22 protein-coding genes are annotated in these 25,307 nt (G+C 57.9%); 13 read left to right on the top strand and 9 right to left on the bottom strand.

Annotation, left to right across the window (positions count from 1 at the left end):
- Positions 1-224: 224 nt before the first annotated feature.
- On the top strand, positions 225-1,580 hold the full coding sequence (locus MHY22_RS07295) for an FAD-dependent oxidoreductase (RefSeq protein ID WP_239278734.1): 1,356 nt from the start codon (positions 225-227) through the stop codon (positions 1,578-1,580).
- Here MHY22_RS07295 and MHY22_RS07290 read toward each other — a convergent pair.
- The gene (locus MHY22_RS07290; protein ID WP_239278733.1) at positions 1,577-2,944 is read right to left on the bottom strand and encodes a phosphomannomutase/phosphoglucomutase; all 1,368 of its coding nucleotides are present in this window, start codon (positions 2,942-2,944) and stop codon (positions 1,577-1,579) included. The genes MHY22_RS07295 and MHY22_RS07290 overlap by 4 nt on opposite strands.
- A 54-nt stretch (positions 2,945-2,998) precedes the next feature.
- Positions 2,999-3,466: a DUF3499 domain-containing protein gene (locus tag MHY22_RS07285; RefSeq protein ID WP_370658843.1), complete on the bottom strand. Its 468-nt coding sequence runs from the start codon at positions 3,464-3,466 to the stop codon at positions 2,999-3,001.
- 96 nt (positions 3,467-3,562) lie between these two features.
- Here MHY22_RS07285 and MHY22_RS07280 point away from each other — a divergent pair, with 96 nt between their 5' ends.
- Positions 3,563-4,033 (top strand): metallopeptidase family protein, encoded by a 471-nt coding sequence (locus MHY22_RS07280; RefSeq protein ID WP_005322429.1) that lies wholly within the window; start codon positions 3,563-3,565, stop codon positions 4,031-4,033.
- Positions 4,034-4,602: 569 nt separating this feature from the next.
- Positions 4,603-5,676 carry an IS30 family transposase gene (locus MHY22_RS07275; protein WP_239278790.1) on the top strand — a complete coding sequence of 358 codons (1,074 nt, stop codon included), beginning with the start codon at positions 4,603-4,605 and terminating at the stop codon, positions 5,674-5,676.
- 102 nt (positions 5,677-5,778) lie between these two features.
- Here MHY22_RS07275 and MHY22_RS07270 read toward each other — a convergent pair whose 3' ends face one another.
- The 3 genes from MHY22_RS07270 to MHY22_RS07260 form a co-directional block, all read right to left on the bottom strand.
- The gene (locus tag MHY22_RS07270) at positions 5,779-6,027 is read right to left on the bottom strand and encodes a WhiB family transcriptional regulator (protein ID WP_005528147.1); all 249 of its coding nucleotides are present in this window, start codon (positions 6,025-6,027) and stop codon (positions 5,779-5,781) included.
- 566 nt (positions 6,028-6,593) lie between these two features.
- Positions 6,594-7,688, bottom strand: a complete 1,095-nt coding sequence (locus tag MHY22_RS07265; protein WP_239278732.1) for a sugar phosphate nucleotidyltransferase — start codon at positions 7,686-7,688, stop codon at positions 6,594-6,596.
- Between the two features lie 101 nt (positions 7,689-7,789).
- A complete protein-coding gene (locus tag MHY22_RS07260; RefSeq protein WP_239278731.1) occupies positions 7,790-8,689 on the bottom strand; it encodes a glycosyltransferase family 2 protein in 900 nt (299 codons plus the stop codon).
- Positions 8,690-8,813: 124 nt separating this feature from the next.
- Between MHY22_RS07260 and MHY22_RS07255 the strand changes: the two genes are divergently transcribed.
- From MHY22_RS07255 to MHY22_RS07225, 7 genes are all read left to right on the top strand, one after another.
- Positions 8,814-10,445, top strand: coding sequence for an LCP family protein (locus MHY22_RS07255; RefSeq protein WP_239278730.1), 1,632 nt, complete (start codon positions 8,814-8,816; stop codon positions 10,443-10,445).
- Positions 10,446-10,470: 25 nt separating this feature from the next.
- Positions 10,471-11,133, top strand: a complete 663-nt coding sequence (locus MHY22_RS07250) for a TIGR03089 family protein (protein ID WP_239278728.1) — start codon at positions 10,471-10,473, stop codon at positions 11,131-11,133.
- 45 nt (positions 11,134-11,178) lie between these two features.
- Positions 11,179-11,916 (top strand): sulfite exporter TauE/SafE family protein, encoded by a 738-nt coding sequence (locus MHY22_RS07245; protein ID WP_239278727.1) that lies wholly within the window; start codon positions 11,179-11,181, stop codon positions 11,914-11,916.
- Between the two features lie 502 nt (positions 11,917-12,418).
- Entirely contained in the window at positions 12,419-13,810 is a 1,392-nt protein-coding gene (locus tag MHY22_RS07240) for a hypothetical protein (protein WP_239278726.1), read from the top strand.
- A 148-nt stretch (positions 13,811-13,958) separates the two neighbouring features.
- On the top strand, positions 13,959-14,120 hold the full coding sequence (locus MHY22_RS07235) for a glycine betaine ABC transporter substrate-binding protein (protein WP_239278725.1): 162 nt from the start codon (positions 13,959-13,961) through the stop codon (positions 14,118-14,120).
- 161 nt (positions 14,121-14,281) lie between these two features.
- Complete coding sequence (locus MHY22_RS07230; protein ID WP_239278724.1) at positions 14,282-15,601, top strand: amino acid permease; 1,320 nt, start codon at positions 14,282-14,284, stop codon at positions 15,599-15,601.
- 58 nt (positions 15,602-15,659) lie between these two features.
- A complete protein-coding gene (locus tag MHY22_RS07225; RefSeq protein ID WP_239278723.1) occupies positions 15,660-15,950 on the top strand; it encodes a YrhK family protein in 291 nt (96 codons plus the stop codon).
- A 266-nt stretch (positions 15,951-16,216) separates the two neighbouring features.
- On the opposite strand, the gene MHY22_RS07220 is transcribed toward MHY22_RS07225, so the two are convergent.
- From MHY22_RS07220 to MHY22_RS07210, 3 genes are all read right to left on the bottom strand, one after another.
- Positions 16,217-17,536, bottom strand: a complete 1,320-nt coding sequence (locus MHY22_RS07220; protein ID WP_239278722.1) for an MFS transporter — start codon at positions 17,534-17,536, stop codon at positions 16,217-16,219.
- A gap of 408 nt (positions 17,537-17,944) precedes the next feature.
- Positions 17,945-19,255, bottom strand: coding sequence for a threonine/serine exporter ThrE family protein (locus MHY22_RS07215; RefSeq protein ID WP_239278721.1), 1,311 nt, complete (start codon positions 19,253-19,255; stop codon positions 17,945-17,947).
- A 513-nt stretch (positions 19,256-19,768) separates the two neighbouring features.
- Positions 19,769-20,986 (bottom strand): amidohydrolase, encoded by a 1,218-nt coding sequence (locus tag MHY22_RS07210; RefSeq protein WP_239278720.1) that lies wholly within the window; start codon positions 20,984-20,986, stop codon positions 19,769-19,771.
- A gap of 292 nt (positions 20,987-21,278) precedes the next feature.
- Between MHY22_RS07210 and MHY22_RS07205 the strand changes: the two genes are divergently transcribed.
- On the top strand, positions 21,279-21,896 hold the full coding sequence (locus tag MHY22_RS07205) for a M48 family metalloprotease (RefSeq protein WP_239278719.1): 618 nt from the start codon (positions 21,279-21,281) through the stop codon (positions 21,894-21,896).
- Between the two features lie 174 nt (positions 21,897-22,070).
- Positions 22,071-23,465, top strand: coding sequence for a GntP family permease (locus tag MHY22_RS07200; RefSeq protein WP_239278718.1), 1,395 nt, complete (start codon positions 22,071-22,073; stop codon positions 23,463-23,465).
- Here MHY22_RS07200 and MHY22_RS07195 read toward each other — a convergent pair.
- A complete protein-coding gene (locus tag MHY22_RS07195; protein WP_239278716.1) occupies positions 23,462-23,971 on the bottom strand; it encodes a gluconokinase in 510 nt (169 codons plus the stop codon). The two genes, MHY22_RS07200 and MHY22_RS07195, sit on opposite strands and share 4 nt — an antisense overlap.
- A 203-nt stretch (positions 23,972-24,174) precedes the next feature.
- Here MHY22_RS07195 and MHY22_RS07190 point away from each other — a divergent pair, with 203 nt between their 5' ends.
- Entirely contained in the window at positions 24,175-25,191 is a 1,017-nt protein-coding gene (locus MHY22_RS07190; RefSeq protein ID WP_239278715.1) for a hypothetical protein, read from the top strand.
- The last annotated feature ends 116 nt before the right edge of the window (positions 25,192-25,307 follow it).

Raw genomic sequence — 25,307 nt, 5'->3', positions numbered from 1 at the left:
GTATTGAAAGACAACCTACCCGTCTAAAATTAGCAGACAAAGCGGTCTTTTTTATTTTCAAGTAAAAAATCGCCGTGCACTGCATAAACGGCAGTATGTTTTTAGAATCTAATTCAACTCCTTGCCGCAACCTAGACTAAACGGTTCAATTGCCAGAAAGATAAGCCACAAAAATGAACCTAGCGGTCTAGACCCCGCGATTAAGAGAAAGGCATTCACGCAGCATGAATCAACCCTTGAAGGTAGCCGTCATCGGCGCAGGCCCAGCCGGCATTTACGCCTCCGATATACTGGTGAAAAAGACCGGCGGCGAGGTACAGATTGACCTCATCGAGCAGATGCCCGCACCCTTCGGCCTTATCCGCTATGGCGTGGCGCCGGACCATCCGCGCATTAAGGGCATCATCAAGTCCTTGCACCGCGTGCTCGACACCGAGCAGATTCGCCTGTTGACCAACGTGCACATCGGCCGTGACATCACCGTCGACGAGCTACAGCAGCACTACGATGCCGTGGTCTTTGCCACCGGCGCCGTGGGCGACCGCCACCGTGATATCCCTGGCGCGAACTTGGACGGCGTGCATGGCGCCGGCGAATTCGTGGGCTTCTACGATGGCAACCCGCGCTTCGAACGCGACTGGGATTTGTCCGCCAAGGAGGTGGCGGTCATTGGCGTGGGCAATGTGGGCCTGGACGTCTCCCGCATCTTGGCCAAAACCGGCGATGAGCTCAAGGTCACCGAGATCCCCGATAATGTCTACGAGTCCCTGGCCAAGAACCAGGCTGAGACCGTTCGCGTCTTCGGCCGCCGCGGCCCGGCGCAGGCCAAGTTCACCCCGCAGGAGCTCAAGGAACTGGACCATTCTGAGTCCATTAATGTTGTGGTCTCCCCCGAGGACATCGACTATGACGAAGCCTCGCTAACCGCGCGCCAGGAGAGCAAGTCCACCGACCTGGTGTGCCAGGTGCTCGAGCAGTATGCCATCCGCGATCCCAAGGAGGCACCACACACCCTGCAGATCCACCTCTTCGAGCAGCCGGTAGAGATTTTGGGCGAGGACGGCAAGGTCAACGGCATCAAAACCGAGCGCACCGCGCTCAACGGCGATGGCAGCGTGCACGGCACCGGCAAATTCACCGAATGGCCGGTGCAGGCAGTCTACTTCGCCACCGGTTACCGCTCCGATGCGGTCGATGGCGTGCCCTTTAACCAGGACAAGAACGTCATCAATAACGATGGCGGCCATGTCATCGATGCGGCCGGCGCGGTAGTACCGGGTCTCTACACCACCGGGTGGATTAAGCGCGGCCCGGTGGGGCTGATTGGCAATACCAAGTCCGATGCCACGGAGACGATTGGCATGCTGCTTGCCGACGCCGCTTCTGGCACCCTCCCCTCCCCCTCCAGCACCGCGGATATCACCGAAGTCTTTGCTGAACGCGGTATCGATTACCTGACGTGGCAGGATTGGCAGCGCTTGGACGCGGCAGAGCGCGCCCTAGGCGAGCGCGAGGGCCGCGAGCGTAAGAAGTTTGTGGAGTGGGAGGACATGGTCTCCCACTCGCGCGCCGAAGTTTAGCGGCGAATGATGGCAAGGACCTCGTCGACGATGGACTGCACCTCGTCGGTGGTCTTTGCCTCTACATTCAGGCGCAGCAGCGGCTCCGTATTGGACGCGCGCACGTTGAACCATGCCTCGGTTCCCTTGAGCTCGACGGTCACGCCATCGAGCTCATCGACGGAGTCAATCTTATCCGCCAGCTCATCCAGCACCGCTTGGGTAGCGGCCTTCTGGTCCTCCACGGTGGAGTTGATCTCACCGGAGGCCTCGTAGCGGGAGTATTCCGCCATGAGCTCGCTCAGCGGCTTATCGGACTGGCCCAGAGCGGCCAATACGTGCATTGCAGCAAGCATGCCGGAATCGGCGTTCCAGAACTCCTGGAAGTAGTAGTGCGCGGAGTGCTCGCCACCGAAGGCGGCCTGGTGCTCGGCCATCTGCGCCTTGATGAAGGAGTGGCCCACGCGGGTGCGCACCGGGGTGCCGCCCTTTTCCTTAATGAGCTCCGGCACGGTCTTGGAGGTAATCAGGTTGTGGATGATGGTAGCGCCGGGGAACTTCTCCAGGTAGCGCTCAGCCACCAGAGCACAGATGGCAGACGGAGAAACCGGCTGGCCCTTTTCATCCACCACGAAGCAGCGGTCCGCATCCCCGTCGAAAGCCAAGCCAATATCGGCCTTCTGATCCACGGTGAACTTCTGCAGGTCTACAAGGTTCTTCGGGTCCAAGGGGTTAGCCTCGTGGTTCGGGAAAGTGCCATCGAGCTCGAAGTACAAATCGCGGACGTCGAAAGGCAAGCCATCGAAGACGGCCGGCACGGTGTGGCCACCCATGCCGTTGGCAGCGTCAACGGCTACAACGAGCGGCTTGGAATCCTCCAGCGGCACCAGCTTGCGCAGGAAGTCGGCGTAGCCGGCCAAAATCTCCTGCTCGGCAATTGCGCCCTCGGTACCGGTGAACTCCGGGGTGCCGTCGATAAGCATCTGCTTAATCTGCTCCAAGCCGGTCTCCTGGCCCACCGGTACCGCGCCAGCGCGGCAGAGCTTAATGCCGTTGTACTTGGCTGGGTTATGGGAGGCGGTAAACATAGCGCCCGCACACTCCAGGGAACCGGCGGCGTAGTAGAGCTCGTCGGTAGAGGTTAGCCCCAGCAGGGTCACGTTGAGGCCCTGCGAGGTCACGCCCTCAGCAAAAGCGCGCGCCAGAGACGGCGAGGACGGGCGCATATCGTGGCCGACTGCCACGGTATTTTCGCCTTCTTCCCGCAGGATGGCGGCAAACGCGGCGCCCGTATCGCGCACGAAGTTCTCATCGATATCTTCGCCCACCACGCCACGGACGTCATAGGCCTTAATTACTGCATCAAGATGCTCACGAGTTCGCATAACCTGCAATAGTACCCCCGCTCGCTGGGAAACTACCGCACCACGGGGTTCGTGTCAGTCCTGGTCCGGTTCCGCGGGCGCCGATTCATCGGGCACAACGGAAAGATGTGCGCGGCGCGCCTTTTTGGCATAAGCCACGCGACGGGTGCGAAAGACCGGGTGATTCGAATTGGCGGGGTCTGCCCCATCAAAGGTGGCGGAGTAGTCGATTGGGTCGGCACCGGAGCCGGCGCTGCGGTCATCGACCAAGCCGGTGGTCACGCGGCCGTCTTCCTTGACTGCCTCTGCCAAGGCCATCAGGTCATCTTCCTCATCCAGCTCGATGCGGTCCACGCGGACCAGTTCCCAGCCCACTGGGGCGGAGATGCGGTCGCGGTGGGTGGCGCATAGGTCCCAACTGTGTGGGTTCTCCTCTTCCGCCAGCGGTCCAACGACGGCCGTCTGGTCCGCGTAAGCGTAGGTCAATGTCGCCACGGCGGGGCGGCCGCAGCCTGGGCGGGAGCAATGGCGAGAAATAGTCACAGCGCATAAGTCTAAACCCTTGGTTGAGATTTAGATAGTCTTCGCCCCGGCGTGGCTCCGCTAAATCCGGCCCGCCAGCACCTTAGAATCAGGGTCATGACCGCCGCTCGCCCGCATATCCGCCCCGCCCGCGACCGCCACGGCCACGGCATGCGCGGACCTCTCCTCCCCCAGCAGACCCCGCGCTACCGCAGCGCGCGCGAGCACTTCGACATGGCCGTATTGGAGGCCTATGCCCCCATCCAAAACGCCTTCGCGCCACAATTGCGTGGCCTCGACTTGGCCGTAGACACCATCCCGCGCATGCGGCTTTCTCCCGATATGACCGTACTACCGGATGAGATTATCGCCGATGGCCCAGTTCCCCTCGGCCGCGTGGTTCCCGCCGGTGTAGATTCCGAGGGCCAGCCCACCCGCGCGCGCCTGGTCATCTTCCGCATGCCTATTGAGCAACGTGCCTCTACCCCGTCCGAGCGTTCCGAACTCCTGGGCACCGTTATTACCGCGCTGGTGGCCAACTACCTAAACTTGGACCCCGAAGAAGTGGACCCGCGCTATAGCTGGTAGCCCCAGTAGGCTTGATTTCTAGTGGTCGTGGAAACACCTGACATGGGTTAGGTGATTGTGTGGAGTCGAAATGGGTTCCGGATTCTGCTGTTGTGGCGCGGTTTGCGTCGTTGGTTCGGGCTGGTAGTTCAATACGGGCGGCTGCTGGTGTGGTTGGTTTACCGCGGTCGGTGGCTTATCGGCTTGCTGGTGAGTTGGACTTGCCGCGCAAGCGCCGCAGGCGCATTAGCTCGGCTGACAGTGAGGAAATAGCTCGCCTGTGGCTGGAAGGTGTGGCACCGATGGATATTGCGCGCCAGCTTTCTATAGGCTCTTCTCCGGTGTACCGCATCGGTATTGAGCTTGGTTTGTGGAAACGCAATCCGTACGGCCGCAAAGCTGCAGCAACAACTCGCCGGTGTAGCTATCTGCAACTGCGTGTAAATGCTTTAGGACGCAAAGATGCCGCTTTAGCCTGTGGCATTCATCCGCGTAATGCTGCTGATATAGACAAAGGCGTCATTAAGCTTTCCACCGGGCGTGTGCCTTTTGTCCCGGATGGCCCGGATGTGGCGCTGTATAACAGGCTTATGCAGGTAATCGAGTACGTTGATGGTCGCCAAGCAGTTCCAGTCCAGGTTATTTCCCAACAGCGTATCGATAGGCGTATCTCTTCGCGCTACTTATCGATAGAAGAACGCGAGCTCATCTTTGATCTTGACCGGCAAGGCAAAGGTGTACGTGAGATAGCTCGGCGTCTTCAGCGCTCTGCTGGAACTATCAGCAAGGAACTTAAACGCAACCGGGATGAATTTGGGGTGTATCTTCCCACGTATGCGCACCGTAAATCGGTGTTGCGTAGGTTTAGACCGAAAAAGCGCAAGATTGATGCCAATCCACGCTTGCGCACCGTGGTCTGGGCGATGGTGAAAGATAGGTACTCGCCGGAGCAGATTTCTGGGCGGTTGCGCAGTCGCTATCCCGGTGATGAGACTATGTACGTGTGTCCTGAAACTATTTATCAGTCTTTGTATTTCCAGGCTAAAGGCGAGTTGAAAAAGGAAATCGCTGCTGCACTGCGTCGCGGTCACGCCCAACGTCGACCTCGTGGCACGCGCAGTTCCCGCAAGCGGTTTGTTGACCCTATAGTGATGATTTCCGACCGGCCAGCAGAAGTAGACGACCGAGCCGTACCAGGTCATTGGGAAGGCGACCTCATTCTAGGCGCGGGCAATAAGTCTGCAATTGGGACGCTAGTAGAGCGAACCACGCGCTATGTCATCTTGCTGCATCTACCTAATGGGCATAGTGCTACCGAAGTAAATGAAGCACTTACTAAAGCGATCGCTGGCTTGCCAGATCATCTCAAAGGATCACTTACCTGGGACCAGGGAAGTGAAATGGCCTGCCATAAGGCCTTTTCTGTAGCGACAAACTGTCCCGTGTTCTTCTGCGATCCTGGCTCGCCGTGGCAGCGAGGCACCAATGAAAACACCAATGGACTACTAAGGCAGTACTTCCCCAAAGGAACAGACCTAAGCGTCCACAGTGCAGCGGACCTAGAATTCGTCGCCATGCAACTCAACCGCCGCCCCCGCAAAACCCTGGGCTTTCAAACACCAGCCGAGAAAATGGCCGCACTGATAAACTCAACCGAAACATAAGAAGTGTTTCCACGACCACTAGAATCCGCCAGGTTTCGCGGCAGCAGAAAAGCCCCTGGCCGCACATTGCGTGCTAGCCAGGGGCCTCACTGGACACCTTAATTATCCAATCTCGCGCTTGAGGCGGCGGCGCTCGCGGTCCGATAGCCCGCCCCAAATACCGAAGCGCTCATCGTGCTCCAGCGCGTACTCCAAGCATTCATCGCGTACCGCGCAGGCCTGGCAGATGCGCTTGGCCTCACGGGTAGAGCCTCCCTTTTCAGGGAAGAATGCTTCAGGGTCGGTCTGTGCGCACAGCGCCTGGTCCTGCCACTCCTGCTCGACGGCACCGAAGAGTTCATCGAGCGACATCTCTGCAGCAGCACCGCCACGGAGAATGGCGTTGTTATTAGCCATTTTGTCCACGCCTTTTCCTTTCTCCGAGGTTGGGTAAATCTCATCAGTGCGACCGACTGTACACCACATTCCCCTTGGACAACCCCGCCGGGATGGTGTGGAAGTAACGGCGCCGGCCGCTGTTTCTTTCACTGATGTAATTTCACACCGGATCACTAAATATCGTCAACCCGAATTGGCGGCTTCTTCGCGCTTTCCGGCAAAAACGCAGCACACGATCCCCATCCGTCACATCTGTAACAACTGATCCCCTATGGGGGTGTAGGTAGGGGGTACTACATGTAGTGGTACCCCGTTTTTCTGTCAACAATTTTCAGGAAATTCCGGCGTGTCGCGCGCACAACGCCGCAAAGAAGGGATCCACCCCCTCCGCGCCCGCACTGATTCCGCACCATGTCGGCCGTTGCGGACAGGCGGGCTCGGTGACCCCACAAAAAGAGAGGCCGAACCGAGGCTCCATTGTCCTCAGTTCGACCTATGTCAGCTGGACCTAGTGCAGTGCCCAGACCACGGCGAAAGCGTTAAGCATCGGAGCTAAAACGCACGCCGGCATCGGGGATGGAAACGCCGGGGAAGACACGCATGCCGTCGAGAAGCTCGCAGCGTGCGCCGACGTGGGCACCTTCACCAATGACACAGTTCTCAATGACCGCGTTGGCGCCAATGTGGGCGCCGGAGGCAATGATCGAGTTGTGGATGATGGCGCCGGGCTCAATGCGCACGCCGTCGAAGACAACGGTGCCCTCCAGGCGGGAGCCCGCGCCCACCTCGGAGCCACGGCCCACGGCGGTACCGGATAGCAACAGCACGCCACCGGCGATTCCGGCGGAAGGATCTACCAGGGATTCACCAGTCTTGCCCTCAATCAGCGGGGAAGGCGCGATGCCGCGTACTAGGTCGGAGGAACCACGGGTGAAGTCATCCGGGCGGCCCATATCGCGCCAGTAGGAGTTGTCTACGTGGCCTACAACCAGCCGGCCTTCAGCCAAGAGCCCTGGGAAGGTTTCGCGTTCCACGGAAACAACGCGGTTGGCCGGGATGGACTCGATGACGGAGCGCTTGAATACATAGCAACCGGCGTTGATCTGGTTGGTTGGCGGATCCTCGGTCTTTTCTAGGAACGCAGTAACTCGGCCGTTGGAGTCGGTCGGCACGCAACCAAACGCACGCGGGTCAGCCACGTTGAGCAGGTGCATGGTGACATCGGCGTCTTTGTCATGGTGCGTGGTGAGGATGCCTTCCAGATCCATGCCGGAGAGCACGTCACCATTGAAGACCATGACCGTGTCATTGCGCAGCTTGTCGTAGACGTTGCGGATGCCGCCGCCGGTGCCGAGCGCGGTCTCTTCCACCACGTACTCGATTTCTAGGCCCAGCTCGGAGCCATCACCGAAGTACTCCTCAAAGACCTCGGCCTTATAGGAAGTAGACATGACGACGTGCTCGATGCCGGCGGCCTTGATGCGGGCGAGCAGGTGCTGCAGGAACGGGTAGTTTGCCGTCGGCAGCATCGGCTTCGGCGTACCGATGGTTAGTGGGCGCAGGCGGGTGCCGCGGCCGCCGACGAGAATCACTGCATCCGTGCTGGCACCGTGGGTGGTGGCTGCTTCAGTCATAGTCTTCCTTATGTATGCGGACAGTTTTATTCTGTGATTTTCTGAGGGACAGTGTAGAGCGTATGGCGCGCAATCCAGTTCAACGGCACGCGCACCGAGCCTTAAGAACGTGCCGAGGCTGAGGCAATAAGCCCGCGGACTCGCAGGCCCAACCACAACGCGCCGCGCAGTGGGGCCTGCCACCATGCGGGGTGGCGGTCTGCCTGAAAGCGATAGGCGGAGTTGTGGTGGGCGCGCAGCATCGCTCCGGCGTGCGCTTGGGTGGAATGCCCCTTAGCGTGGCTGATGACGGCCTCTGGGCAAAAGATGTTTTGGTAGCCGGCGCGCGTGAAGCGATCTCCTAGATCTACGTCTTCGAGATACATGAAGTAGCGCTCATCAAATCCGCCAATGGCGTCGAAGGCATCCCAGCGCACAAGAAGGCAGGAACCGGATAACCATCCGGCTGGGCGCTGGGAGGTCATATCGGCTTCATCGCGGTAGGCGCGCGACCATGGATTGGACGGCCAGATCGAAGAAAAGAGTGCGTGCCCAATGCCGGTAGCCACGGTGGGCACGGCGCGGGCCGAGGGATAGTTGCTGCCATCCGGCTCCACGATGCGCGGGCCCACGGCCGCAGCATCCGGCCACTGGCGGGCGCACTCAATGAGTTGATCAATAGATCCCGGGGTAAAGGCAACATCGGGATTAGAGATAAGGAAAAATTCCTCGTCCACGCCACCGTGCTCGCGGGCGAAGCGGGCACCCGCATTCATGCCAGCGCCGTAGCCGATATTTCCGCCAGTATCGAGAAAGTCCACCCCGGCACGTTCGCGGGCGGCGGCCTCGGGCACGCCGTCGGTGGAGCCATTATCCGCAAGCACAACATTGGTGCCGCGAGCGCAGGCGCTCGGCAGGGAGTCCAAAAAACTACCGAGGTATTCACCGGGACTATAGGTCACGGTAATCACGGCCAGCGGGGATTGATTTGGTGTAGTCACAATGGCCCCGAGCTTAGTCACAGACGCTCCTCGCACTGGGCAGGGACACTGCCCGAACACGCGAAATCGGACACGGATCACTAATTTTTGGCTTTTCTGCCCTAAACTGTCTCCAGATCCCCACCAATCTAGAAAGCCTCCACTTGTGACTTCTGAGAACACTCGCCGGGCGCGCACCATCCAGCCGGCGCCCTCTGCCGCTAGTGCGGTAAAGCAAAAAGGTTCCACGGCCATCAAGGCGATCGTGGCACTCCTGTCTGCCTTGATCCTGGTGGTATCTGGCGTGGGTTATGCCACCGTAGGCCGGCTGGATAGTGGCATGTCTTCGGCCACTGACTTGTCCCTAGACGGCCAGGGCTTGTCCGGTAACTCGCTCGATGGCGCAGTAGATATCTTGCTGGTGGGCAAGGATTCGCGCACCGATGCCAAGGGCAATCCCCTCTCCGAGAAGGAACTGGCGGACCTGCACGCCGGCGTGGCCGATGGTGAGGAAAATACCGACACCATGATGCTCATCCGCGTTCCGGAGGACGGTTCCCGCGCCACCGCCGTATCCATTCCGCGCGATACCTATGTCAAGGATCCGGACTACGGCAATATGAAGATGAATGCCGTCTTCGCCTCCCATAAGAACGCCAAGGTGGAAGAGCTCGAGCAGGAAAATGCTGAGGCGGAGGCCAAGGGCAAAAAGAAGCCGCATTCGGATAAGGACATCGAAAAGCAGGGCGTCGAAGCCGGCCGCGAAGGATTGCTGGCCATGGTGCGCACCCTGACCGGCGTGTCTATTGATCACTACGCCGAGGTGGGCCTGTTGGGCTTTACTTTGCTCACTGACGCCGTCGATGGCGTAGATGTCTGCCTCAACGATGATGTTGATGATGACATGTCTGGCGCTAAGTTCAGCAAGGGCAAGCAGACCCTCGACGGCGCCAAGGCCCTAGCCTTCGTGCGCCAGCGCTATAACCTCCCGCGCGGCGACCTCGACCGCATCGTGCGCCAGCAGGCCTTCATGGCGTCCCTGGTCAATAAGATCCTGGACAACGACACCCTGGCTAATCCTTCCAAGCTGTCTAAGATTGCCAAGGCGGTAGAGCGCTCCGTAGTCATCGATGAGGGCTGGGACATCATGGGCTTTGTTACCCAGCTGGCCGGTCTGGCCGGCGGCAATGTCACCTTCACCACTATCCCGGTGACCTCCATCGACGGCCAGGGCGATTATGGCGAATCCATCGTCACCATCGATTCCGCCGAGGTCCACCGCTTCATGGATGACCTGGCCAAGACCCACGATGAAGCCACCGATGAGTCCAAGGCCGAAGATAAGGACAAGCAAGAAAAGGCGGACAAGGACAAGGACGTCGATCCGAATATCAATATTCACGTCCTCAACGCCGGCAATATTGATGGCTTGGCCTCCGGCATCGGCTCTTGGCTGGAAGGCAAGGGCTACACGGTGGAGCGTTCCGCCAATGCGCAGCCGGGCATCTACAGCGAGTCGCAGGTGGTCGCCGCCGATCCGACGAGCAAGGAAGCTAAGGCCCTGGCCAAGAAGCTGGGCGGGGTGCCGGTGGCAGAGAATACGCAGCTCGATGACGACACCCTCATCGTGGTTGCTACCGATGATTACCAGGGACCTTCCGATAAGGAAGCCAGCGACCAGCAGCCGGAGGAAGATAAGTCCAGCCAGCCGGTTGGCACCCCAGGCAACGACTTCGGTACCGCCAAGGTTTCCCCAGAGATCGATGCTGGTGGCGACGGCCCGCGCTGCGTGAACTAGCACTTCTCCCCTACGATGGGCGGGTATGGAACTACTCGCCCATCTTTTGCGTGCCGATGCCGCCTCCCCGCGGCTTACCGTATACAACGAGTCCACCGGCGCGCGCATGGATTTTTCCGCACAAACGCTCGACAATTGGGTGGCCAAGATCGCCAATATGCTGGAAGAAGAGCTCGACCTAGAGGCGGATTCCACCATCGCTATCGATCTTCCTTCCTCGTGGCAGGCGGCCGTTGTGGCCTTGGGCGCCCTTGCTTCTGGCCCTTCCTATAGCTTTGGCGAGTCTGCCGCGCTTGCCGACGTCGTCTTTACCTCCCCTTCCCGCTACGCGGCCGCCCACGAACGCCAGCCCCAGGCCGACATCGTGCTCATTAGCGAGAACCCCTTTGGCCGCGGCGTGGTCGAGTCCGGCGGGGAGCTTCCCACCGGCGCCATCGATTTTGGCCCCACCGTGCGCTTCTACGGCGATCAGTACTTCGGAGAAACCCAACCACTGCCCCAGCTTGTCGATGCCCCCGCTACCGCCGAGCGCCTACTTTCTACCGGCTGGTCCGATAATGAGTCTTTCTCCCGCGCCGTGCTCGAGCCCCTAGCCGCTGGCGGTTCCGCGGTCATCGTTGCCGGCATGTGCCCGGCCGAGCGCTTAGAGGAAATCGCCGCCAATGAGAAGGCCACCGCACGCCTCTAATTGTTTCTGTATGCAGGCTAGACCCAGATATACTTAGCCCTCGTTATGTTTCTGGGAATCTCTGTGGACGCATGGTCCTCTATCTTCATCGGCGTCCTCATCCTCGCTGGCACCATTACTCAGGGCACCATCGGCTTTGGTTTAGGCACCATTGCCACGCCCATTATCGCGCTCATTCGACCTGAGCTCGTGCCCACGCTCATTCTGCTGCTGGCACTGTGCATTTCCAGCTATACGCTCGCGCGCACCTTCCGCGAGACATCCTGGCGCGTGGTGGGCATTTCCTCCCTCGCCCGCATTCCCGGTTCCCTGGTGGGCGCGTGGGCAATCGCCAGCCTCTCTCCCGATGGGCTGTCCATCTTCATCGGTTGCGCCGTACTCCTTGCTATGACGCTATCCAGCTTGGGCTGGAGCCCTCGCCCCACCACCGCCAATACGCTCATCGCCGGCGTAGCCTCCGGCATCCTGGGCACCTCGACCTCCATCGGCGGCCCGCCCATGGCGCTGATTATGAAGCGCTTCGACCCAAACCGCACCCGCGGCACCTTGGCGGGCACCTTTGTCCTCGGAACCTTAATTTCTCTTATAATTCTGGCGTTTAATGGGCAGATCACCAGCACTCAGGTGACCGCAGCGGCGGCCTACTTCCCCCTCGTTGTCGTGGGTCTCGTTGCCGCCAACTACCTCAACCGTTTTATAGATAGGCGCCTCCTCAACCGCATCGTCATCATCGTGGCCATCTGCGCGGCGCTCATGCTTATTGCCGAAGCCGCCCTTTTCTAGCCCTACCCGCTACCCCTCAGCGGAAGGCCCCGGCAGGTTCCAGTTGCGGAACACGTCAACCTCTGCAATGTAAACGCCTTTAACTTATGTCACGTAACATTCACGCTTAGGCATTTTATAACCCTTCCCAACCCGCTTAAATGCAGCGCACGACGTATATTGTGACGTGTCCACAACTTTTCGACAGGCCCCTAAACCCCTCCCAGGGGCCACCCGACCGCCCCCAGATAGGGGGTCATTCCTTTGGTGCCGATTCTGTATTGTATAGACAATTATCCATCAATATTTTTTCACGCACTATCAGCCGCCTAGCGGGAACAAACACCAATAAACAGCTTGGCCTATATAAAAAATACCCACCCGCCGCCGTGGCAAATATATAGACATCTAAGAGATGAATTAATTCTGAGCCTGTTTTAGCGTCTTCTTAGCGCAACATTGAGAGTTGCTGGATTTCATTCATAAGTTCATTCATTTTCTACCTGCCTAGGAGAAGTTCTATATGTCGATCCGTCGTCGCATGACCGGCCTGACCGCCGGCCTCATCGTCGCCGGCACCGCATTCGCGGCACCGCTGGCTGGCGCAGCTACCCAGACCGAGTCCTACCCGGAGACCCCGGCTCTGAACCCGGATCTGCCAATCATCCACACCACCCACGGTTCCGACCACATGAAGGCGAACATCCTGAACCCTCGCCCGGTATGTAACCCGTGGGAAGACCACCGCACCGTGGTCTACAAGGTCTCCGACCGCTTCCTACCGGCCGGCACCATCTCCACCACCAACCAGACCAAGAAGGACATCCCGCTGCAGCAGGATCTGTCCAAGTCTCAGTCCATCTCCCTTTCCGTCAACGGTGACCGCACCGAGACCACGTCCATGAACCTGGGCGGCAAGGGCTCCAAGAAGGGCGCTGAAGGCTCCTTCGGCATCTCTCACGAGATCGCTACCAAGATTGGTGCTAGCGCTTCCTACTCCCTGTCTTGGGATGCTGGCCAGTCCATCGGACCTTACGACGTTCCACCAAACCACACCGGCGAGGCTACCTACGGCTTCCGCGTACTGAACATGACTGGTACCCAGCAGTACTGCAAGCCAAACGGCACCTGGTCCACCCCGACCGCTTGGAACGCAATGCAGCCGGTAAAGAACGAGGTTCGCGTCAAGCTGTACGATAAGCTGTCTGACTCCTACGCTCCTAACAAGGACGCTCAGAACACCACCGACGTCAATGACCCGAAGGTCGTTGAAGAGGACAAGAACCTCGAGGCTGACGCAGAGGTAGTCAAGGAGTCCGAGGGCAACGCCAAGGAAGCAACCGAGAAGGTCTCTGAAGCAGAGGGCAAGAACGAAGAGGCTGCCGACAAGAAGAAGCAGGAAGAGGTTGACGCCAAGGAGGACAAGAAGGACTCCAAGCACAAGCTCGACCTCGAGCCTTACCTGACCGTTTCGGGCGCTAAGCACGCTGGCTTCGCAGGCACCGTTGCTCTGCGCGCTAAGAACGTTGGCTCCGAGCGCTACTACGGCGAGTTCCCAGCTACCCAGTTCCGTGTTGACGTGAAGACCGCTAAGGGCCCGAAGGGCGTTGACCGCCTCATCACCCCGCGTTCCTCTAACGGCGCTCACATCCGCGACTTGGGCTTCAACGAGAAGACCTCCACCCGCTCCTTCGAGGTAACCCTGGCTAACCCGATTAACGCTGGCGAAGAGGCCCGCATCGCGAACCTGGACTTCGGCGATGGCAAGACCAAGGAAGGCCGCCTCATCAACAACATCGAGGTAACCCAGACCTCCCGCATCAACGGTGATGACTCCAAGCACAACGACCAGAACGTTGACTCCCGCGAGCACACCCTGAAGGACACCGGCAAGAAGGCTGAGGGTCTGTTCTAAGAACACCCCACTTCTGCCCTAGGGACATAGTTTCCTAGCCAGTCTCATTCAGAAGGCCGCTGCACCACTGATGGTGCGGCGGCCTTCTTTCTTACCCTCGCCTGCCCATACGCGTCACCACTCCGCTTCAGATGTTCCCACCGAGGTCTTGGACGAGTGCCCAGAGATTGAAGAGCTCTTCGTTCCCCTTTCGCAGTTGCTTAACGACGAAAAGATGCAGGAACTCAACGCCCGCGTCGACGTCGACGGTGAGGACTACACCACCGTGTCTCTCGATTTCTTGCAGGAAGAAAACCTGATCGCGGGCTAGCTGCGGCACCTTAACAAGATTCCCAAAGACCGCTGCACCACCCACGGTGCGGCGGTCTTTAACATTTATTTAACTTAGATCACAAATTTACTTTCGCTCTCTAAATCCTTCAGATAGATTGTTTATGTTAGCTCATTCACAAATACTGAAGGATGAATTCTATGTCTCACACGACTGCGAATGCGCCTGCTTCACCGGCCAGTTCACCCACTACCGGCGGCGCAGACACCCCCAACAGCAGCCAGGTGACCACCAATAAGGCCGTCAACAGCCAGTGGACAATCACACTCTTCGGCACTGCCGTGGGCGCAGGTATCCTCTTCTTGCCGATTTCTGCCGGCAGCTTCGGCTTCATCCCGCTACTGGTAGCCACCCTGCTCATCTTCCCGATGACCTACTTAGCCCACCGCGCGTTTTCCTGGATCATCAGCTATTCCCCGCTACACGGCGAAGATGTCCTCGCGGTACTCACCCACTTCTTCGGCCGCGGCAATGGCATCATCCTGGCAATCATCTATTGGTTCACCATCTTCCCGGTGGTGCTTATCTACGGCGTATCGATTACGAATACGGTCGATAGCTTCATAGTCAACCAGCTGGGCGGCCCAGAAATCTCCCGCTACATCCTGGCGCCGCTGTGCGTGGGACTCATGACACTCGCGCTCGCCTTTGGCAACGCCATCATGCTCAAGATTGCCCAGTTCGTGGTCTACCCGCTCATCGTGGCGCTCGCAGCGGTATCGCTCTACCTCATCCCGCAATGGGACTTGGGCTCCTTCCTGGAAGCCGGCGACCACAGCGCCGGCGGCGTCCTCAAGGCCATCATCCTCATCCTTCCAGTCTTGGTCTTCTCCTTCTCCTTCGTCGCCGCCATCTCCCAGTTCTCCCTGGGCATGGAGAAGGAATACGGCGCGGACCACCACGCGCAGTCCGATAAGGTCATCCGAAACTCCGCCATCCTGCTGACCATCTTCACCATGTTCTTCGTCTGGTCCTGCGCCCTGGCCATGGGCGCGGACGGCATGCAGGAGGCTAATGACAAGAACCTACCGGTACTCTCCTACTTCGCCAACGAAACCGGCACCCCATTTATGGCCTACATGGCGCCCATTGTTGTAATCTTCGCGGTGGCCTCCTCTTACTTTGGCCACGCCCTTGGCACCATCGAGGGGACCCAGTACCTCTTCAACCTGGCTGCACCGAAGGCCACAAAGAAGATGTCTACGCGCACGCTTGACCTGTGGACCTACCTCTTCATCTTCATCACCACGTCTCTAGTAGGAATTTTCAACCCCTCCATCCTGGATATGATTTCTGTCGTAGGCGGCGTCTTCTTCGCCTTCATGACCTACCTGCTGCCTATTTGGGTCATCTACCGTGTGGAGGCACTAGCCCGCTTCCGCGGTAAAAAGACCAACTACTTTGTGGCAGTCATGGGCTTAATCGTGCTCTTTGCCACCATCTGGGGAATGTTCCAATAATCGCACAAAAAAGGTGGCTCGACAAGGACTTTTCCTGTCTGGCAAGGTGGGAGACATCATGTCAGAACAGGAAAAAGATCCCGACCTAGAAATCAAGCTCGGGCAGAACAACGAAATCAAAATTAAAAACAAGTACGAGACGTTTTCCATCGCCAATGACATCGCCATCTCCGTGGTCTTCATCCTTGGCTCGGTGCTGACGCTGGCCGGCATGTCAATGGTCGCCACCGTCTTCTATCTTCTCGGCAGCCTAGGCATGGCAGCCCGCCCGGCCATCCGCCTGAAGCGCCGCACGCACCTGCAGCGCATTGGGGCAGATGCCATTACCGCCGAAAGTTACGACTACTAGGCGCAATGGGCAGACGGGGCTAACAGTAAACTTTCAGCAACTGGCAGCGACCTATCAGGCGCAATCCATTGCAGTAGCAGCCCCGTACCCCATACTTAAATCATGCGTTTGAGAGAGCGCATACGAGAGAGATAGAGAGAACCCCTCAGTTTCCAGAGGGCGGCTTTAAGCCGATACATGGGAACACCTTGTAGAGAGAGACGCCTGCGGCCCTCGGTTCCTTTCAGGTTCCGAGGGCCGCAGGCGTTTTACACGACTCCAAGGTACTACTCGTGCAGCTTATTCTTTTTCGACGCGAAGAGAACCGCGATGCCGGTCACCAGTGCTGCGGCCACCAAGTAGAAAGCCGGGGCGAGCTGCAGTCCAGTGACGTCAATAAGCCACGTGGCAATCATCGGTGCGGTACCACCGAATACAGCGTTGGCCGTATTAAACGTCAATGCGAAGCCGGACAGGCGCACGTGGGTTGGGAATTGTTCGGAAAGGAAGGAGGGCAGGACGCCGTCGTTAAGCGCCAGTACGCCACCCAGGCAGACCTGAATGATAATGACAAGGAAGAGCCCGGCGCCGTCAAGAAGCATGAAGGCCGGAATGATGGTCGCGCCCATGAAGGCGGCCGCGCACAGCATCGTCGTGCGGCGACCAAGACGATCCGAAAGCATGCCGGTGAGCAAGGCAAAGCCCACATAGAATGCGGACGCCACCGAGGACGCGATAAACGCCGGCGTCGCGGCCATGCCCAACTCCTCCGACAGGTAAGTGGGCAGGTAGGTCAAAATGACGTAGAAGCCAATGGCGTTGAGCACCGCTCCCGCAAAGGCAATGGCCAGGGCCTTGGGGTACTTCAGTACCTCGCGCAGCGGGGACTCCTCCGGCTCATCTTGATCCTCAAAGTGGGAGGACTCTTCCGTGTTGCGGCGAATCCACAGGCCATACAGACCCAAAGGCAGCGCAATGAGGAATGGTACGCGCCAACCCCAGGAATCCAGGGCGGCATCATCGAGGACTCCAGTCAGCAGTGCCGCAATGAGCGAGCCCAAGAGCAAACCCGAGGCCGTCGCGGACGGCACCACCGCCGAATAGATGCCACGCTTGCCGGCCGGGGCAATCTCAGCTAGGTGCGTGGCCGCGCCCGCATACTCTCCGGCTGCGGAAAAGCCCTGCACCATGCGGCACAGCAAGAGCAAGATGGAGGCGGCAAAGCCGATGGTGGCATACCCCGGCAGGAAACCGATGCACGCGGTAGCCACCGACATCATCACAATAGACACCGTCAGCGTGTGGATGCGCCCGTATTTATCGCCAAAGTGACCCCACACGATGCCTCCCAACGGCCGCACCAGGAATGACAGTGCGAAGAGCGCAAACGTCATAATCAGCGCGCGGCGGCCTTCCATCTCCGGGAAGAACACCCGGGAAATAATCGCGGACATATAAATATAGGCCGCATAGTCGAACCACTCGATGAAGGTGCCGATAAACGCCGCCTTAATGGCCGAGCGATGCTGGCGCTTTGTATCTTCTGTATCTTCCACCCATGCCGGCGCGGCATCGCTGGCTGGGGGTTGGGCTGTGAGAGGAGACATGCTCCTCACCTCAATTCTGTAGCTCTACAAGCATGTGAAACAGCGCAGCTTAACTGCGCGCATATCTCCCACCCTACAGAAACGAACTATGTTCTACGTCACTTTCATGTTCCAATGTTGCACAGCTCTACCTCTGCCCCGCTTTCCGACGCCCTCCCCACCCCATTCCCAGCCACTAACAGCAACCCAACAGCCAGACCCCATGGGCACTACAGCCCAATGCCCCCTACTGAAATCGTGCGCTTAAGAGAGCGCATACGAGAGAGATAGAGAGAACCCTCTGTTTCCAGAGGGCGGCTTTAAGCCGATACATGGAAACACCTTGTAGAGAGAGACGCCTGCGGCCCTCGGTTCCTTTTAGGTTCCGAGGGCCGCAGGCGTTTTACTGCCCTAGCTAGAGCCTTGGCATTATGTGGCAGAAGGTCTCTGCGGAAGCTTTTTATCAAAATCAATTAGGCGGCCCAAGGCCCAATCCTTATCAGTAAGCAGGCGAGAAAAGACCAAACCGGCACCAATAGATCCAACTACCATCATTCCAGTTGCTACATTGGCCAACGCTTGATCCATCTGACCATCGTTCAAATAAAACACTGCCCGGAACATTGTCACCCCTGGGATCATAATCACCGCGGCCGGAACGGTGGTTGTAATACGAGGGAGACGCGCCCTTTTAGAAGCTACTGCCCCCAGCAACCCGATAAGCAATCCACCCACAAAGGCTGCAAAGAAAATGGTTGTTCCCGCGTGAATTAGAATCAAACGTAGCTCATTTGCCACGGTTCCAACACACGCCGCTACTAAGACCATGCGGCGGGAAGAGTTAAAAAGAAAAGCAAACCCAGCAATGCCCAGAAAACTTGCCAACGGCGCCAACAGAAACCATTGCATATCCTGTGCAGGCGCAGGTGCGTCAGGGCTAAGTTTAGTCAGCCAGCTAACCATTGAGACCGTGAAAGCGGCCGTAAATATAACGGTGAAAGCATACCCCAACCTGACAATGCCCGCATCAAGATCAAAGCGGGCTATGTCGATCAAAGCAGAGAAAAGTGGAAACCCAGGAATCAAGAATAAAACAGCTGCTACAAAGCCCGAGGACAATTCACTAGGCTCCACCGAACCTAAAGCTCCGAAAATCTCCGTCAACAAAAAGAAAACAATGCTTGCCGTCGCTCCACCAGCAATCACTCCTCCAATTTGATGAACGTGACGGTGGAGAACTGTATAACGAACAAACTGGCCTGCAAACGCCGCCAAAGCAACCAACCCCACTGCTTCCAGCGGGAAAAAATTAAGATACGCAAACGCCGCACATGCGATCGCGGCAGCGAAAGAAAGAATTAGACCGCCCCAGCGCTTTTTGACATTATGCTCAATAGCATCCAGCATCGCCGCTAATTCCTGAGCAGTGATCCCAGCGTAGAGGCGATTGTGGGTCAAATCTTCCAAGGCTTCAATCCGAGAGGCATCAACTGCAGGCGAATGTTGCCGAGCAATGACCGTCCGGAAGTATTCGCCGCGGTGAAACGTACAGGTAATCTGCGTCAGACCCACTGTGGCATCTAGATGGTCAAACCCCAAAGCTCGCGCACTCCGTTTCATCCCTCTAAGTACGCGATAACCAGAGGTGCCGGCACCCATTAGGAGCATTCCCACCCGCAATACAACGTCCGCCTCGACACCCATTTGCCGATGCATCTCCGGATCAAATTGTTGTGCCATCTCTCCTCCTCTGACACTGCTCTTGGCGCACAATTAAAGACTTGTCGACCCCAACCCGATAGCGCGCTTGTAGTTTCCCTAGAATCTTACGCAAAAGAAGCCTCTTGTGAATCAGGCTCATCGATCCAAAAGCCCCCACCTTGATACCCGTAACCTGATTGAGCTATTTCTTACCCTCCGTCAAATGATTGCCACTATATTCACAGGCAAATACCAGACCCATGGCAGCCTAGCGCGTTATCTTTAATTTACGTGTTCGAGAGAACGCAAGAGAGATAGAGAGAACCAGTTCCAGCGCCCTGTGGCCCCAAGCGAGGCCCGGGCGTTGGAGCTGTTTTAGAGGTCTGCAGGTTGGGGCGTAGAGGAAGAAGTGGGCGTCGGAAAGCGATGCATGAACCAGATTCGCGGTTATGGAGCCTGCGGACTACTCCCCCGCTACCTCATACAGCGCGCATCCCAAAAGGCATGGCCGCACACACCATTGGAGCTGTACGGCCGAATACTGCGTTTCGGTTAGTTGTTTCCTAGGTAGCTCATCGCAGCGGCGATAAGGGCTTCGGTGCCGGTGCGCAGGGTGGGCTGTAACAGCGGGGCGAAGTGCGGGCTGTGATTGGGGACATCCTTTTCTTCTTCGCGGCCGGAAAATACCCAGAAGCAATAGGGGACGCCGAAGGCGCGGGCAATGGTGGAAAAGTCCTCCGAGGCGGTGAGGGGTTCGGCGTCAAGTACACGGTCGGGGCCGAAGTAGGACGTGAAGGCTTCCTGAAGGCGCTCCGTTGCTTCCTTATCGTTGCTGGTAAGCGGGTAGGAATCGTGGTATCTGAACTCGGCAGGCTGCGGGCTGCCGGCGGCCTGGCACTCGGCAGTGACGATGCGCTCGATGGCGCCGGTGATTTTATCGCGCACCTGCTCGCTATAGGCACGCACATTGATCTTCAGGTTGGCCTCGAAGGGGATGATATTGGCCTTCGAGCCGGCGTTGATGGCGCCCACGGTCAACACGCCGAATTCGGAGGGGTTGAGTTCGCGGGAGATGACCGTCTGTAAACGCATGACAATGGAGCTGGCCAGTACCACGGGGTCAACGCTGAGGTGCGGCATGGAGCCGTGCGAGCCTTGACCATAAACCTTGACGTCCATGCTGACCGCGGTGGACATGAAAGGGCCGGAGGCCAGCGCCACGGTGCCGGCGGGAAAGTTGCTGGCAAAGACATGTTGGCCAAGTACTACGTCGGGCGTGGCGACCTTGTCCACAAGTCCGTCATCCACCATGGACTGGGCACCGGCGGCAATCTCCTCACCCGGTTGAAAAATGAGCTGCAGCGTGCCAGACCACTGGTCGGTAGCCTGCGCCATGAGTGCGCCCATGCCCAGCAGACTGGCCACGTGGGAATCGTGGCCGCAGGCGTGCATGACGGGGACCGTGTTTCCTTCCTGGTCAACGGCGGTATCGGTGGAGGCATAATCCAAGCCGGTGTCCTCCTTAACCGGTAGGCCATCGAAATCCGCGCGCAGCATGACGGTAGGCCCGGCACCGTTTTCTAAGACACCGACTACGCCGCCGCCTACTTCAATGTGGTGGAAGCCAAGATCTGCAAGTTTGTCCTTGATAATGCCCAGCGTGCGCTCTTCCTGCATGGATAGCTCCGGGTGCTGGTGCAGATCCTTATACAGCGGCTCCTGCCACGCCTTGACGGAGTCATAGTTGCTGCAAACGGTACGGACAGACATTGCTTCCTCCTAGTGGGGTCGCGGTGGATTGTGGGGGCCAGTGTAGTCAGTGTTACTCATGAAAAAGGGACAAGCGCTAAACAGCGGGGCGAACGCAGTACTCTTCAGAGCCGACCAGTAATGACAAGCAAGTGGACAACACTTTGCATTCTTAGTTTTCCCTTTGTAGCAAATAAGAAACTGATATATGCTCGCACGCATAAGACCCCGCACAATGCCGTTTACCACGGATATTGCTGGGAATATCGCACTCTGCGAACCTTAAAATCAACCGAAAGGTAACTCACTGCCTATGCCTTCTTTCAAGAAGCTTTCTGTCGCCACCCTGGCCGCTTCCGCCATCCTTGGCACCGTCGCCGCACCGGCCGCTAGCGCCAAGAGCGACCCAGTACGCTCCCTCATCTCCCCGGGCACCTGCAAGACCATCACCAAGCTAGCCAACGATGGCAAGCCGGTCCCGGATCCATCCATCCTCCACGACGAGGACTCCGTAAAGCCGTACTTCCAGGACGGCGTACTGGAGTACAAGGTGGTCGAAGGATTCCCGTACCGCAAGCAGCTGGATGCCGCGGTTGCCGAGTGGAACAAGGCCCTCGACGGCAAGGCTTCCCTGAAGGAAGTTAAGCCTTCCGAGGCAGACGATGACACCGTCGCCATCATCTACAAGCCAGACCCGAACGGCTACGTACAGGGTTCCGCCTACCCAGATCACAAGATGGTCTTTATCAAGATGGCTAATGCCATGTACCCAGAGGCACTGCAGGGCACCATCGCCCACGAGCTGGGCCACATGATGGGCGCAGGCCACTCCTGCGCCGGCGCGCTCATGGCCGGCGCCAACCAGAACCCCATCTCCTACCACGTGACCCCGCTGGATGCGGCGGCTGTCATCCAGGGCCAGTTCGACTAAACTGCCTGCACCCTCCCCTAGGCTCCTGGACCGTCGCCTAGGGGACTTTTATATGCGCAGCCCCTTTGGGGGTGTCGGCTGGGTCGCATTTGGAGGAAGGGGGACGTCGGCAAGCGGAGCGGCTGCTAACGTTGCCGGTATTCAAAGGTTTGCATAAGAAAAGGAGCCCGCTTTATGGATACGTGGGAACCCACCCTGTCGACCGGCCCGCTGCTAGGCATTGCGGTGGCCGCCATCGCCGTAATTTTGGTGCTGGTCATCTATTTCAAGCTCCACGCTTTTCTCACCCTGCTGGTGGTCTCCGCGCTCACGGCGCTAGCTGCGGGCATTCCCCTCGAGGGAATCGTGCCCACCATGACTGAAAGCTTTAGCTCCACCCTTGGTTCGGTGGCATTGTTGGTGGGGCTGGGTGCCATGATTGGCCGGTTGGTGGAAGCTTCCGGTGGCGCTAAGTCGCTTGCCGACGCCATGGTCCGCCGCTTCGGCGAAGCCAAGGCTCCCCTTGCCCTCGGCCTCGCCTCGCTGATTATGGGCTTTCCCATCTTCTTCGATGCCGGACTGATCGTGATGCTGCCGGTTATCTTCGCCGTAGCGCGCCGCCTAGACGGACCCGTCCTTGCCTTTGGATTGCCCGCCGCCGGCGCGTTTTCCGTCATGCACGTCTACCTGCCGCCGCACCCGGGCCCCGTCGCGGCGAGCGAGTTCTACGGCGCTGACCTCGGCCTCGTCCTCCTCGTTGGCCTGCTGCTTGCACTGCCTACCTGGTATATTTCCGGTTACCGCTTTGGTCTGCTTTCCGGCAAGAAATTCCCGCTGAAGGTTACTGATGCCATCGCCGGCCCGGTGCTTTCGGAAGAAGAGCAACCCCTCAAGCCGGCCTCTGCCCCAACGGTGATTTCCCTCTTGCTCATCCCGATGGTGCTCATCTTCTTCAACACCGGACTCAACGCTTTGGTCTCCTATGGCACCATTGACGCCGACGCCGCGTGGGTGCGGTTCTTTGTCATGCTGGGCCAGACCCCGATCGCGCTGCTCATCACCGTGCTCATTGCACTCGTGGTCCTGGGCCTGCGCCGCGGCGTAGAAAAGACTGCGCTGGAAAAGCTGGTCGATTCCTCGCTCGGGCCCATCTGTTCCGTTGTGCTCATCACCGGTGCCGGCGGCATGTTCGGCGGAGTACTGCGCACTTCTGGCATTGGCGACGCCCTGGCCGACTCCCTCTCCGGTCTCGGCATCCCCGTTATCCTGGCCTGCTACCTCATCGCGGTGGCACTGCGCCTAGCCCAAGGTTCGGCGACCGTTGCACTCACCACCGCTGCCGCCCTCATGGTTCCCGCCGTGGAAGCCGGGGGCTTCAACGAGCTCCAACTCGCCCTCATCGTGGTGGCCACTGCCGCCGGTTCCGTCTTCGGCTCTCACGTCAACGACTCCGGCTTCTGGCTCGTCGGCCGCCTCATGGGTATGGACACCATGACCACGCTCAAGACCTGGACGGTCAACCAGGTGCTCATCTCCGTTATCGGCTTCGCCCTAGTCTTGGTGCTCTACGCAGTAGCAGCGCTCTTTTAGGCCCCAGTCTTAATCCAAGCAGCAGCCTTTTGGGCAATCTCCTCGACTGGCCGCGTCACATCAAAGACGCGGCCAGTTTCGTCTTCTTCCAGCGGCTCCAAGGTATCGAATTGCGACTGCAAAAGCGACGCCGGCATAAAGTGCCCCGGCCGGTGCTGCATGCGCTCATGCAGCACATCAAAGTCCCCGTGCACGTGGACAAACACCACGCCTGGGCAGTACTCGCGAATCAAATCCCGGTACTTGCGCTTCAACGCGCTGCAGCCCACCATCGCACCTTCTGGCCTATCTGCCAGCCACTGACCAATCTGCTTCAACCACGGTTCCCGGTCCGCATCATTGAGCGGCGTTCCCGCCGCCATCTTGTCGATATTGGCCTGCGGGTGCATATCATCGCCATCGCGATACTCCAGCCCCACCAGTGGAGACAGGGCCTCCCCTACCGTCGTCTTGCCTGAGCCGGATACTCCCATGACAACGACGTGGCGAAAACTGTGCTGGTTCATGGTGGCTCCTTGGGTTGGGTTCTCATAGTTGATTTCAAGCACGAACTACCAAGTTCAATACTATTCCGTTCGCCGAGCTCCTCGGCCCTTGACTGTTCTTCATTTAGCGCCCTGTGAAGTACAGAAAAATCACTTACCATCATTCATGCAAACCATTGATGGTGAATGCCCCATCTTATTCCCTTCTATCCTGAGTACCTCCGATGACCAACAGTTCTAATAGCAACAGCTCTCCTACCGAGGATGCAGCAAGAAGCATCTATAAGGATTGGAATGAAAACCTTGTCTTTCCAGGGGGAATCTCAAGCTATCAAGCTCTAATCGAAAGCCTTGACCCTGAAACGGAGGATCCTTCAAAAGTAGATAAAACGGGCAATCCTTCAAGAGAAGAAGAAACGAAAAAGTCTTTAAGAGAAAAACTTAAACGAGCGCTCATTCACAGTGAGGACTGGGCCCATTGGAGCGACAAACAAAGGAAAATTGCTGCTCGATATGCGAATGGCCATACTAAAGCCCTGAAAGAAAAGTCGCGCCTTTTCCCCAACGTTCCACAACCCTTTATGGGTGATCTCAGCAATCCCAAGGTCGTAGTAGTTACATTCAATCCAGGCTTTCACGAATTCGTCGACTGGGTTCTGGGCGGTCCCTACGAGAGCGTAGACGCTTTGTGGAGCACTGTTGAAAAAGAAGTCAAAAATGGAAAAACAGCCAAAAATGAAAAATCGGCCAAAGAAAAACTAATGATGTTCTTCTCACGCATGGGGTATACCACTGACAACGATTTCGATCTCGAAGCAATCAATGCCCAGTGCGAACGAGCCAAACGCTCATGGATTGCCGAACAAGAAAAGCTACTCTCCGCTATCACGGAATTGAAAGTGCCCTCCGATATCACGGACACAAAAGACAGCCAAGACCCATTCGTTCCTTGGGAAGGTGATTTCATACTCCCGTCTCCGCTGAATCTCCACGGTGCCAACGCATTACCTTGGGTGCGAGGAAATTGGCACTGCGACTATTTTGCTAAGTCAGCTGACAATGCAAACCACCTAAGAAATTACGTTCAATCAGATTCTGGAAGTAATCGTTCCGATGGAATCGCACAGGTGGAGCTGTTTCCTTATCAATCCCCGAAGGGCAGTGATGTTAAGAAATTGGCTCCAGAAGCACTGGAACAGTTGGAAGAGGATCCAACTCCTTGGACTAATCCCGAAGACTGAAGCGTCCTGGGTTTAGTTCCTACCTCAGCTAAGGAAGGATTGAACTATGCCTAGAAAGTATTCCGTCGAGTTCAAGGAGAAGGCGGTCCATCAGATCATCGAAATGGTCCGCCTGG

This window comes from Corynebacterium sp. ACRPO (assembly GCF_022347205.1).
In the GTDB taxonomy this organism is placed as follows: Bacteria; Actinomycetota; Actinomycetes; order Mycobacteriales; family Mycobacteriaceae; genus Corynebacterium.
Note: the sequence above shows the minus strand (reverse complement) of the source record. Positions and strands in the feature narration are given on the sequence as shown.

Coding starts and splice junctions, on each gene's coding strand:
- MHY22_RS07225 (WP_239278723.1), top strand. CDS start 15,660: ATGTCAGAACAGGAAAAAGATCCCGACCTAGAAATCAAGCTCGGGCAG.
- MHY22_RS07215 (WP_239278721.1), bottom strand. CDS start 19,255: ATGGCACAACAATTTGATCCGGAGATGCATCGGCAAATGGGTGTCGAG.
- MHY22_RS07280 (WP_005322429.1), top strand. CDS start 3,563: ATGACCGCCGCTCGCCCGCATATCCGCCCCGCCCGCGACCGCCACGGC.
- MHY22_RS07200 (WP_239278718.1), top strand. CDS start 22,071: ATGGATACGTGGGAACCCACCCTGTCGACCGGCCCGCTGCTAGGCATT.
- MHY22_RS07230 (WP_239278724.1), top strand. CDS start 14,282: ATGTCTCACACGACTGCGAATGCGCCTGCTTCACCGGCCAGTTCACCC.
- MHY22_RS07190 (WP_239278715.1), top strand. CDS start 24,175: ATGACCAACAGTTCTAATAGCAACAGCTCTCCTACCGAGGATGCAGCA.
- MHY22_RS07210 (WP_239278720.1), bottom strand. CDS start 20,986: ATGTCTGTCCGTACCGTTTGCAGCAACTATGACTCCGTCAAGGCGTGG.
- MHY22_RS07245 (WP_239278727.1), top strand. CDS start 11,179: ATGTTTCTGGGAATCTCTGTGGACGCATGGTCCTCTATCTTCATCGGC.
- MHY22_RS07205 (WP_239278719.1), top strand. CDS start 21,279: ATGCCTTCTTTCAAGAAGCTTTCTGTCGCCACCCTGGCCGCTTCCGCC.
- MHY22_RS07240 (WP_239278726.1), top strand. CDS start 12,419: ATGTCGATCCGTCGTCGCATGACCGGCCTGACCGCCGGCCTCATCGTC.
- MHY22_RS07295 (WP_239278734.1), top strand. CDS start 225: ATGAATCAACCCTTGAAGGTAGCCGTCATCGGCGCAGGCCCAGCCGGC.
- MHY22_RS07250 (WP_239278728.1), top strand. CDS start 10,471: ATGGAACTACTCGCCCATCTTTTGCGTGCCGATGCCGCCTCCCCGCGG.
- MHY22_RS07195 (WP_239278716.1), bottom strand. CDS start 23,971: ATGAACCAGCACAGTTTTCGCCACGTCGTTGTCATGGGAGTATCCGGC.
- MHY22_RS07290 (WP_239278733.1), bottom strand. CDS start 2,944: ATGCGAACTCGTGAGCATCTTGATGCAGTAATTAAGGCCTATGACGTC.
- MHY22_RS07275 (WP_239278790.1), top strand. CDS start 4,603: ATGCAGGTAATCGAGTACGTTGATGGTCGCCAAGCAGTTCCAGTCCAG.
- MHY22_RS07265 (WP_239278732.1), bottom strand. CDS start 7,688: ATGACTGAAGCAGCCACCACCCACGGTGCCAGCACGGATGCAGTGATT.
- MHY22_RS07220 (WP_239278722.1), bottom strand. CDS start 17,536: ATGTCTCCTCTCACAGCCCAACCCCCAGCCAGCGATGCCGCGCCGGCA.
- MHY22_RS07270 (WP_005528147.1), bottom strand. CDS start 6,027: ATGTCGCTCGATGAACTCTTCGGTGCCGTCGAGCAGGAGTGGCAGGAC.